Below are 10,343 nucleotides of genomic sequence, written 5' to 3' on the forward strand. Positions count from 1 at the left end.
GGCCATTACTCCATCATCTTCTCAATCGGCAGCACCAGGATGGAGCTTGCGCCCAGCGCCTTCAGTTTCTCCATGGTTTCCCAGAACAGGGTTTCGCTGCTCACCATGTGCATCGCCACGCGCTGCTGATCGCCCGCCAGCGGCAGGATGGTTGGACGCTCGGCGCCAGGCAGCAGGGCAATCACTTCATCCAGACGCTCGGTCGGGGCGTGCATCATGATGTACTTGGATTCACGCGCCTGAATCACGCCCTGAATACGGGTCAGCAGTTTGTCGATCAGCTGCTGTTTGGCGTCGGCCATGTCGCCGTCTCGCTGAATCAGGCATGCCTTGGAGCGGTAGATCACTTCCACTTCGCGCAGACCGTTCGCTTCCAGCGTCGCACCGGTAGAGACGAGGTCACAGATGGCGTCCGCCAGACCCGCTCGCGGGGCCACTTCAACAGAGCCGTTCAGCAGACAGGATTTAAACTGCACGCCTTTCTGATCCAGATAACGCTTTAACAGGTGAGGGTAGGAGGTGGCGATACGTTTGCCGTTCAGCGCGGCCGGACCGTCCCAGGCTTCATCAACCGGCGTCGCCAGCGACAGGCGGCAGCCGCCGAAGTCCAGACGACGCAGGGTGAAGTAACGTGGGTCTTCGCCCTGCGCGCGGCGGGTCAGCAGCTCTTCTTCCAGCACGTTTTCCCCGATAATGCCGAGGTCAACGACGCCATCCATGACCAGGCCGGGAATATCGTCATCACGCACGCGCAGAATGTCGATGGGCATGTTTTCAGCCAGAGCAATCAGGCGCTGGGTGTGCAGGTTAATTTTAATCCCGCAGCGGGCCAGCAGTTCGCGTGAATCGTCACTTAAACGGCCTGATTTTTGAATAGCTATGCGTAAACGTGAGTTATCTAACATTCTTTATTCCTCGTTAACCTGTTTTAACCTGTCTGAATTCGGTCCAAAAAAAAGCCCCCGGAAGAAGATCTTCCGGGGGCTTTCTCATGCGTTCATGCACCACTGGAAGATCCAAACGTCTTCCAGCACACATCGCCTGAAAGACTAGTCAGGATGATGGTGATGATGGTGGTGTTTAAATTGAACGCGTGTCATATAAATTCTCGATGAATGCTTATTCATTTGATGTCTTTTAACGTAAACCAGTTGTACGACATATTGCAAGGGCTTTTTTTGATCATTAATTCATTTCATATTGATGCTATGAATTGTGTGTTCTGCCGGGCTGGCGTAGCCTTATAAAAGACGAGTGAGAGTCAGGAGAATTCGCATGAAAAAGGTCGCGATTGTCGGTTTAGGATGGCTGGGAATGCCGCTGGCGATGTCATTAGCCGCGAAAGGCTGGCAGGTGACCGGGAGCAAAACCACGGCGGATGGGGTAGAGGCAGCGCGCATGTGCGGTATTGATGGCGTTGAACTGCGTCTTGAACCGGAACTGGTGTGTGATGCTGACGACCTGGACACGCTGATGAACGTCGATGCGCTGGTGATCACTCTCCCCGCACGGCGCAGTGGCCCGGGCGAGTCGTTTTATCTGCAGGCGATGCAGGAGATTGTCGACAGCGCGCTGGCGCATCATGTTCCGCGCATCATTTTTACCAGCTCGACCTCGGTCTATGGTGAGGTAGAGGGCGTGGTGAAAGAAAGTTCCGAGCGCCGTCCCGTTACGGCCAGCGGTCAGGTTCTGAAAGAGCTGGAAGACTGGCTGCATAATCTTCCCGGCACGCAGGTTGATATCGTACGTCTGGCGGGGCTGGTGGGCCCTGGCCGTCATCCGGGACGCTTTTTCGCCGGGAAGTCTGCGCCAGATGGCCAGCATGTTGTCAATCTTGTGCATCTTGACGATGTTGTTGCCGCGATTGAGCTACTCTTACAGGCTCCGAAAGGTGGACACATCTATAATATATGTGCACCGTCTCATCCGGCGCGCAGCACGTTTTACCCGCTGATGGCACGTCAGCTGGGCCTGGCACCGCCGGTCTTTGGTGAGGCAAAGGATGACAGTAAAGGCAAAATTGTTGATGGCAATCGCATTTGTCATGAGCTGGGGTTTGAGTATCAGTATCCCGATCCGCTGGTGATGCCCATGGAATAAGTCCCGCAGCGGAGACGATCGCACACCAGAAGGGGGCGAGCATGAAACCGCTGCTGGATGTTCTTATTATTCTGGATGCACTGGAAAAAGAGGGGAGCTTTGCCGCTGCGTCGGCAAAGCTCTACAAAACCCCTTCGGCCCTGAGCTATACCGTCCAAAAACTGGAAAGCGATCTCAATATCCAGATCCTCGATCGTTCCGGGCATCGAGCCCGTTTTACCCGTACCGGGCAAATGCTGTTGGAAAAGGGACGCGAAGTCCTCCACACCGTTCGTGAACTCGAAAAACAGGCCGTAAAACTCCATCAGGGCTGGGAAAACGAGCTGGTGATTGGTGTGGATGATACCTTTCCCTTTTCTCTCCTGACACCGCTGATTGAGGCCTTCTATCAACACCACAGCGTGACGCGGCTGATCTTTATCAACGGCGTGCTGGGGGGCTCCTGGGATGCCTTAACTCAGGGCAGGGCGGATATTTTTGTCGGTGCACTCCACGAGCCTCCCCAGTTGAGCGAGTTTGGTTTTGCGCGTCTGGGCGTGCTGGAGCAGGTGTTCGCCGTGGCGCCCCATCATCCGCTGGCTCAGGAGCCTGAGCCGCTTAACCGCCGCGTGATTAAAGGCTACCGCGCGATTGTGGTGGGGGACAGCTCTCGTCCGGAATGTGCGGTTTCCTCGCAGCTGCTTGACGAGCAGGAGGCTATCACCGTTTTCGACTTTAAAACCAAGCTGGAGCTGCAAATCAGCGGCCTGGGTTGCGGCTATTTACCCCGCTATCTGGCACAGCGGTACATTGACAGCGGTGCGCTTGTTGAAAAACAGGTACTTGCTCAAAACAGCCATGAATCGGTATGGGTGGGCTGGAATGAACAGACCTCCGGGCTGGCCAGCGCCTGGTGGCGGGACGAAATTTTAGCAAATAGTGCTATCGCCGCTGTATATGCTCAGGGCAGTGTCGAGAAATCAGCCAGTTAGGAAAAAGAAAATTACCCGCTGCGTTGCAAAGTATTGCCTTTTGTATCCGATGTGGGGCAAAATGCCGCCGCTGCAACCAAATGAATAATCGACGATATAAAAGGCGTCGGTTATTTTTTTTTGCATGTACGAAACGAAACTAAAAACCAAGAGGCCGGGCTTCGTACCGGATAGATATTTACTAAAATCCGACAGTTGTTGTCGCTGAGGAAGAAAGAAATGGGGCAATTTTTCGCTTACGTGGCGGTTATTACCGTAAAGGAGAATAACTATGTCGCATAACGCAACTCCAAACACCTCTCGCGTGGAATTACGTAAAACGCTTACGTTGATTCCGGTTGTTATGATGGGCCTGGCCTATATGCAACCAATGACGCTGTTCGATACATTCGGTATCGTATCGGGCCTCACCGACGGTCATGTGCCGACGGCTTACGGCTTCGCGCTGATTGCGATCCTCTTTACCGCGCTGAGCTACGGTAAGCTGGTGCGTCGCTATCCGTCTGCCGGATCCGCCTACACCTATGCCCAGAAATCCATCAGCCCGACGGTTGGCTTTATGGTGGGCTGGTCTTCGCTGCTCGACTACCTGTTCGCGCCGATGATCAACATTCTGCTGGCAAAAATCTATTTTGAAGCGCTGGTGCCGTCGATTCCATCCTGGATGTTCGTCGTGGCGCTGGTGGCCTTTATGACGGCCTTCAACCTTCGTAGCATTAAGTCTGTTGCCAACTTTAACTCCGTTATCGTTGTGCTTCAGGTTGTCCTGATTGCCGTTATTCTTGGCATGGTGATCTATGGCGTGTTCCACGGTGAAGGCGCTGGCACGCTGGCGAGCAGCAAACCGTTCTGGTCTGGTGATGCGCATGTGATCCCGATGATTACCGGGGCAACCATTCTGTGCTTCTCCTTTACCGGTTTTGACGGGATCAGCAACCTGTCTGAAGAAACCAAAGATGCAGAGCGCGTGATTCCTCGCGCCATCTTCCTGACGGCGCTGATTGGCGGTCTGATCTTTATTTTCTCGACCTATTTCCTGCAGCTGTACTTCCCGGATATCTCTCGCTTCAAGGATCCGGATGCATCTCAGCCGGAAATCATGCTCTATGTGGCGGGTAAAGCGTTCCAGGTCGGCGCGCTGATCTTCTCCACCATCACCGTACTGGCGTCCGGTATGGCCGCGCATGCAGGCGTTGCGCGTCTGATGTACGTAATGGGCCGCGATGGCGTATTCCCGAAAAGCTTCTTCGGCTACGTGCATCCAACATGGCGTACCCCGGCAATGAACATTATCCTGGTCGGTGCGATCGCGCTTCTGGCGATTAACTTCGACCTGGTGATGGCAACGGCGCTGATTAACTTCGGTGCGCTGGTGGCGTTTACCTTTGTTAACCTGTCGGTTATCTCTCAGTTCTGGATCCGTGAAAAGCGTAACAAGACGCTGAAAGATCACTTCCAGTATCTGTTCCTGCCGATGTGTGGTGCCCTGACCGTGGGCGCGCTGTGGGTTAACCTGGAAGAGAGCTCGATGGTGCTTGGCCTTATTTGGGCGGGTATCGGCCTGGTTTACCTGGCCTGCGTCACGAAGAGCTTCCGTAACCCGGTTCCTCAGTACGAAGACGTCGCGTAATTCCGTGTCGGGTGGCGGCTACGCCTTACCCGACCTACATACCCCGTAGGCCCGCGTAAGCGAAGCGCCACCGGGCAAAAAAAAGCCGGAGACATCGCCTCCGGCTTTTTTATACCCATCGATCAAACTATCTCTTGTGCGTACTGGAACAAGGATTTCAGCAGCGCCTGTTTCTCAGCATTCCCTTCATACTGGCCATAAAGCATTTCCAGCTCCTGTGCGTAGTTGTGCAGATACTCTGGCGTAAACACGTTACGACGGTGCTGCAGCCAGCGTTCCTGCTCTGCTTCATCCAGGGTTCCCGGGTAGTTACGCGCGCGATAATTAAACATCAGCTTTTCAATGCGTTTATCGGCGAAGGTGATATCCAGGGCAGGCAAGTTACGCGGCTCGGTTTGCAGAACGATATTCATTGCAGCGCGATCGGCATCGCTGAAGAAACCATTATAGAGCTGGGCATCCACGTTTTCTGACGGTACGAACGGCTCGGCTTCGGCAAAGATGGCGACCACCTTCTCGCGCACCTGCGGGTTTTCGCGCAGCACTTTCAGGTTATCGAGGCAGTGCTGCCGGTTAATGCCCAGCCTGTCTGCATCTTCCGGGCGCAGCGTATTGGCCTGCGCCAGAACCGGACATTTATTGATATGCACCAGTTTGACCGGCACCGCAGGCAGATCGCCGAGTTCATTCTTCGGCGTGTACAGCCGTTCGCGCAGGGTATCGCTGTCGAGCTCCAGCAGCGGCGAAATATCGCCGGCCAAATCCACCATAATCACCGCATTGCGGTTGTCCGGATGCCAGGCCAGCGGGGCGACCCAGCTGGTATTACCGCGCCAGGCGCCAAACATGCCGGAAATATGCACCAGCGGCTTCATCTGCGGCACATCAATCAGCGTGGTCAACTTCTGTTTACTGCGGTGGCTCAGCAGATACTCGAACAGTCGTGGCTGCGCGCTTTTCACCAGCTTCGCCATGGCAATGGTGGCATAGACGTCCGCCATCGCGTCGTGGGCATTGCTGTGCTCAATACCGTTGGCGCGGGTCAGGTGTTCCAGCCGGAAGCTGGTCAGCCCTTCCTCATTTTCCGGCCAGTTAATGCCTTCGGGACGCAGGGCGTAGCAGGCGCGCATGATGTCGAGCAAATCCCAGCGCGAATTGCGGTTCTGCCAGCTCCAGGCATAGGGATCGTAGAAGTTACGATAGAAGATATTGCGCGTCACTTCGTCATCGAAGCGGATGTTGTTGTAACCGACCACGCAGGTATTGGGGACGGTAAACAGGTCGTGGATGCGTCGGGCGAATTCTGCCTCGTTAACGCCTTTTTCCCGCGCTTCCTGAGGAGTGATCCCGGTGACCATCACCGCGCCGGGCTGCGGCAGGTAGTCATCCGCGGGCTTGCAGTAAAAGACCTCTGGCTCGCCAATGATGTTGAATTCGTCGTCGGTACGGATGGCGGCAAACTGCGCCGGTCGGTCCAGCGCCGGGTGAGTGCCAAAGGTTTCATAGTCATGAAATAAAAAAGTCGGGCGAGCGGCAGAGTCAGACACCAGTAATACCATCCTGTTAAAAAATGACGTCACTATGGTAAACGATCGTGCGGTCGAGACCGAATAAAAAGCACCTCCACGTTGCAGATTTGCGCGCCAGCTTCAGAGAAAAATCTGCGTTCTGTCACATTTTTTTGCAATTAAGCCAGGTAACGACATCAGAACTCCCGTAAAAAGGTCATCGATTTTTAATGACCTGAGGATATCCCGTTGAAACGCCGTCTGTTTATTGCTGTTTCTTTACTCGCTTCGAGTGTCTCATCTGCTTTTGCGGCCGAACCACTGGATTTTTCGCCGCAGCCTCCGGCCATTCAGGCTGGCTCCTGGGTGCTGATGGATTACACGACTGGTCAGATCTTAACGGCGGGCAACGAACATCAACAACGCAATCCGGCGAGCCTGACCAAGCTGATGACGGGGTATGTGGTGGATCGGGCCATTGATAGCCACCGCATTACCCCGGACGACATCGTCACCGTAGGGCGCGATGCCTGGGCAAAAGGGAACCCGGTGTTTGACGGTTCATCGCTGATGTTCCTGAAAGAGGGCGATCGCGTCTCCGTGCGCGATCTGAGCCGCGGCCTGATTGTCGACTCCGGCAACGACGCCTGCGTGGCGCTGGCCGATCACGTGGCGGGCGGTCAGCCGCAGTTTGTGAAGATGATGAACGACTACGTGCAGAAGCTGAACCTGCGCGATACGCATTTTGAAACCGTCCACGGGCTGGACGCGCCGGGCCAGCACAGCTCGGCCTATGACCTGGCCGTACTCTCCCGTGCCATCATCCACGGTGAGCCCGAGTTTTATCATATGTACAGCGAAAAGAGCCTGACCTGGAACGGGATCACCCAGCAAAACCGTAACGGCCTGCTGTGGGATAAAACCATGAACGTGGACGGGCTGAAAACAGGACATACCTCGGGGGCGGGTTTTAACCTGATTGCGTCCGCCGTTGACGGCCAGCGCCGGTTAATCGCGGTAGTGATGGGGGCGGACAGTCCGAAAGGGCGCGAAGACCAGGCCCGGAAACTGCTGCACTGGGGGCAGCAGAATTTCGATACGGTGCAGATCCTGCATAGCGGTAAAAAAGTGGGGACAGAGCGGATCTGGTACGGCGATAAGGAGCAGGTGAAACTGGGTACCGACCAGGACTTCTGGCTGGCCCTGCCGAAAGCGGAAGTACCTAACATCAAAGCCAAATACGTACTGGATAAAAAAGAGCTGGAAGCGCCGATTGCCGCGCACCAGCGGGTCGGGGAGATCCAGCTCTACGACCGCGACAAAGTGGTGGCGCACTGGCCGCTGGTGACGCTGGAAGCCGTTGATAAAGGCGGCCTGTTCTCTCGTCTGAGCGATTATCTGCACCACACGCTCTAACGGCAGATGGGCAGACTGGCAGGGTTGCGAGTCTGCTCACATAATAAACACTCCTCGTTTGCTGATAATAGTAATCCGGTTTTATAGTGTATAAATATACAGTAATAAACGGAGGCAGCATGGACTACAGCATTAAGCAGCAACAGAAACGTAAGATTGCCGGTTTTCATTTGGTCGGACCGTGGGAACACACGGTAAAACAGGGCTTTGAACAGCTGGTGATGTGGGTCGACGGGCGTCACATTGAGCCGCTGGAGTGGGTGGCGGTCTACTACGATAACCCGGATGAAGTCCCGCCAGAAAAACTGCGCTGTGATACGGCCGTTACGGTACCGGATGATTTCGTTATCCCGGAAAACAGCGAAGGCGTCATGATGACGGAAATCGTGGCCGGGGATTATGCCGTGGCGACGGCGCGCGTGGAAAACTACGACTTCGCCACGCCGTGGTATCAGTTCTTCAATTCCCTGCTGCAGGACAATAAGTACCAGATGGCGCTCAAACCTTGCTTCGAACGCTATCTCAATGACGGCAATGCGGACGGTTACTGGGATATCGAAATGTATATCGCGGTAGAACATAAAACGGTTTAAGCCTGCTAAGTGAAGGGTTTTTCAGCCGGGAGCGATCCGCCCGGCCGAAAACACAGTACAATTGTGATTTGCCGTGTAGCTGGAGAGCGGGTGTGCGTCCCGACAAATCATTAACCCCTTTTGAAATTCGGTTGTACAAACACTACCGCGTGGTGCATGGGTGCCGCATCGCGCTGGCTTTCGTGCTGACGTTTGTACTGGTGCGTTTATTGGATGTTCCGGAAGGGACGTGGCCGCTGATCACGCTGGTGGTGGTGATGGGGCCCATCTCATTTTGGGGGAACGTTGTTCCGCGCGCCCTGGAGCGCATTGGCGGGACCGTGTTAGGTTCGGCTCTGGGGCTTATCGCCCTCAAGCTGGAGCTTATCTCGTTTCCGGTGATGCTGGCATGGTGCGGTGCCGCCATGTTCCTGTGCGGCTGGCTGGCGTTGGGTAAAAAGCCGTATCAGGCGCTGCTGATCGGTATTACGCTCGCGGTGGTGGTCGGTGCGCCCGCCGGGGATATGACCACGGCGCTGTGGCGAAGCGGGGATGTCATCCTGGGTTCACTGCTGGCGATGCTCTTCACCGGTATCTGGCCGCAGCGTGCTTTTCTGCACTGGCGTATTCAGATGGCCAGCTACGTCACCGCGTTTAACCGCGTCTATCAGGCCGGTTTTTCACCTAATCTGGTTGAGCGCCCGCGCCTGGAAAAGCACCTGCAGACCATCCTTAACGACGTGGTCAAAATGCGCGGCCTGATCACGCCCGCCAGCAAAGAAACCCATATTCAGAAATCGATTTTTGAAGCCATCCAGACGGTAAGCCGCAATCTGGTCTGCATGCTTGAGCTGCAAATCAACGCCCACTGGGCCACGCGCCCCAGCCATCTGTTGATGCTTAACGCGCAGACCCTCAAAGAGACCCAGCAGATGACGCAGCAAACGCTGTTGACCATCGCTCATGCGCTCTATGAAGGGAACCCGCAGCCGATACTGGCCAACAGCGAACGACTGAACGAGATCGTCGCGGAGCTGAAGCAGTTAATCAATGAACGCCAGAGCGATAACGTGGCGGAAACGCCTATTCATGGCTACGTCTGGCTGAGCATGGAACTGGCGCGGCAGCTTGAGCTGTTATCGCACCTGATTTGCCGGGCGCTGCGCAAATAAAAGGCGTATGTGACGGCTGCTGCTTCGATTCAGCAGCAATTGGGGTTATGATAGCTTTAAACGATATACTCATTGTCATTCGCAGCCGCTGTCAGTAAGGTTATTGTTACAACGGTTGCCTTAACGAATCCGAATCTCACATTATCAGGGGTGTAAAAATGGAAACTACCAAGCCTTCGTTCCAGGATGTTCTGGAATTCGTCCGCCTGTTCCGCCGCAAAAACAAACTGCAGCGTGAAATCCAGGACGTTGAGAAGAAGATCCGTGACAACCAGAAACGTGTTCTGCTGCTCGACAACCTGAGCGACTACATCAAGCCAGGCATGAGCGTTGAAGCTATTCAGGGCATCATCGCCAGCATGAAGAGCGACTATGAAGACCGTGTTGATGACTACATCATCAAAAACGCTGAGCTGTCCAAAGAGCGTCGCGACATCTCCAAGAAGCTGAAAGTGATGGGCGAAATCAAAAACGGCGAAGCAAAAAGCGAGTAATCGCAGCGAATAGTGAAAAAGGCTCTCTGGTGACAGAGAGCCTTTTTTTATGACGCAGAATGGGGCTGTAGCTGATAAATCCAGGCCTGGACCTGCTTGCCTTCAGCAGTGGTCACCGTGACCTCAACCCGATCGTAGCCGTCTTCAAACTCATCCAGCATTGGCCAGTGTGCGGCAAGGCTATCAGAGATAAACAAATAGCCTTCGACGCGGGGTCCGTTAGGGTGGAGCACGATCCCCGGAAAGTCCGCCGCAGCGCCCCAGCCGCGTTCGTAAAACGTACCGGATACGGAACCGGCCAGCCATTCGCCGCCAATCTTTTCAAGAATATGCGCATTTGAGTGGCCCGGGCGCAGCGTGCCGTAGACAAACAGAGCGTTCATTTTCCCTCATCCGCAAAGCAAAAAGCCTGCTTTAAAAGCAGGCTTTTCAAATTTGGCTCCTCTGACTGGACTCGAACCAGTGACATACGGATTAACA

12 protein-coding genes and 1 other annotated feature are annotated in these 10,343 nt (G+C 54.7%); of the genes, 8 read left to right on the forward strand and 4 right to left on the reverse strand.

The genetic code is table 11. The features are described from left to right. Positions 1 to 5 precede the first annotated feature (5 nt). Both hisG and hisL read right to left on the reverse strand, forming a co-directional pair. Positions 6 to 905 (reverse strand): ATP phosphoribosyltransferase, encoded by a 900-nt coding sequence (gene hisG / locus DOU50_RS18115; RefSeq protein ID WP_028018500.1) that lies wholly within the window; start codon positions 903 to 905, stop codon positions 6 to 8. Positions 906 to 950: 45 nt separating this feature from the next. Then, positions 951 to 1,074 (reverse strand) — a sequence feature (His leader region). Next, complete coding sequence (gene hisL / locus DOU50_RS18120) at positions 1,050 to 1,100, reverse strand: his operon leader peptide (RefSeq protein ID WP_001364200.1); 51 nt, start codon at positions 1,098 to 1,100, stop codon at positions 1,050 to 1,052. Its footprint overlaps the feature before it by 25 nt. A gap of 175 nt (positions 1,101 to 1,275) precedes the next feature. Here hisL and DOU50_RS18125 point away from each other — a divergent pair, with 175 nt between their 5' ends. From DOU50_RS18125 to plaP, 4 genes are all read left to right on the forward strand, one after another. Further along, complete coding sequence (locus DOU50_RS18125; RefSeq protein WP_024908072.1) at positions 1,276 to 2,100, forward strand: SDR family oxidoreductase; 825 nt, start codon at positions 1,276 to 1,278, stop codon at positions 2,098 to 2,100. A 41-nt stretch (positions 2,101 to 2,141) separates the two neighbouring features. After that, positions 2,142 to 3,071, forward strand: coding sequence for a LysR substrate-binding domain-containing protein (locus tag DOU50_RS18130; protein ID WP_024908071.1), 930 nt, complete (start codon positions 2,142 to 2,144; stop codon positions 3,069 to 3,071). A gap of 219 nt (positions 3,072 to 3,290) precedes the next feature. Further along, a complete protein-coding gene (gene yoeI, locus DOU50_RS18135; RefSeq protein WP_099458931.1) occupies positions 3,291 to 3,353 on the forward strand; it encodes a membrane protein YoeI in 63 nt (20 codons plus the stop codon). Beyond that, positions 3,343 to 4,701, forward strand: coding sequence for a putrescine/proton symporter PlaP (plaP, locus tag DOU50_RS18140; RefSeq protein WP_008499462.1), 1,359 nt, complete (start codon positions 3,343 to 3,345; stop codon positions 4,699 to 4,701). The genes yoeI and plaP overlap by 11 nt, the downstream gene beginning before the upstream one ends. A gap of 122 nt (positions 4,702 to 4,823) precedes the next feature. On the opposite strand, the gene sbcB is transcribed toward plaP, so the two are convergent. Then, positions 4,824 to 6,260, reverse strand: a complete 1,437-nt coding sequence (gene sbcB, locus DOU50_RS18145; protein ID WP_416202959.1) for an exodeoxyribonuclease I — start codon at positions 6,258 to 6,260, stop codon at positions 4,824 to 4,826. A gap of 198 nt (positions 6,261 to 6,458) precedes the next feature. Here sbcB and dacD point away from each other — a divergent pair, with 198 nt between their 5' ends. The 4 genes from dacD (at position 6,459) to DOU50_RS18165 (ending at position 9,863) form a co-directional block, all read left to right on the forward strand. Further along, on the forward strand, positions 6,459 to 7,625 hold the full coding sequence (gene dacD / locus DOU50_RS18150) for a serine-type D-Ala-D-Ala carboxypeptidase DacD (protein WP_032646438.1): 1,167 nt from the start codon (positions 6,459 to 6,461) through the stop codon (positions 7,623 to 7,625). A gap of 119 nt (positions 7,626 to 7,744) precedes the next feature. Next, positions 7,745 to 8,218 carry a DNA gyrase inhibitor SbmC gene (sbmC, locus tag DOU50_RS18155; RefSeq protein ID WP_148769863.1) on the forward strand — a complete coding sequence of 158 codons (474 nt, stop codon included), beginning with the start codon at positions 7,745 to 7,747 and terminating at the stop codon, positions 8,216 to 8,218. A 92-nt stretch (positions 8,219 to 8,310) separates the two neighbouring features. Further along, positions 8,311 to 9,369 (forward strand): FUSC family protein, encoded by a 1,059-nt coding sequence (locus tag DOU50_RS18160; RefSeq protein ID WP_024908067.1) that lies wholly within the window; start codon positions 8,311 to 8,313, stop codon positions 9,367 to 9,369. A gap of 158 nt (positions 9,370 to 9,527) precedes the next feature. Next, positions 9,528 to 9,863, forward strand: coding sequence for a DUF496 family protein (locus DOU50_RS18165; protein ID WP_008499467.1), 336 nt, complete (start codon positions 9,528 to 9,530; stop codon positions 9,861 to 9,863). Positions 9,864 to 9,910: 47 nt separating this feature from the next. Here DOU50_RS18165 and DOU50_RS18170 read toward each other — a convergent pair whose 3' ends face one another. Beyond that, positions 9,911 to 10,246: a gamma-glutamylcyclotransferase family protein gene (locus tag DOU50_RS18170; RefSeq protein ID WP_024908066.1), complete on the reverse strand. Its 336-nt coding sequence runs from the start codon at positions 10,244 to 10,246 to the stop codon at positions 9,911 to 9,913. Positions 10,247 to 10,343 lie beyond the last annotated feature (97 nt).

The sequence above is a fragment of the Enterobacter sp. C6 genome (assembly GCF_008122455.1).
Taxonomy (GTDB): Bacteria; Pseudomonadota; Gammaproteobacteria; order Enterobacterales; family Enterobacteriaceae; genus Enterobacter; species Enterobacter pseudoroggenkampii.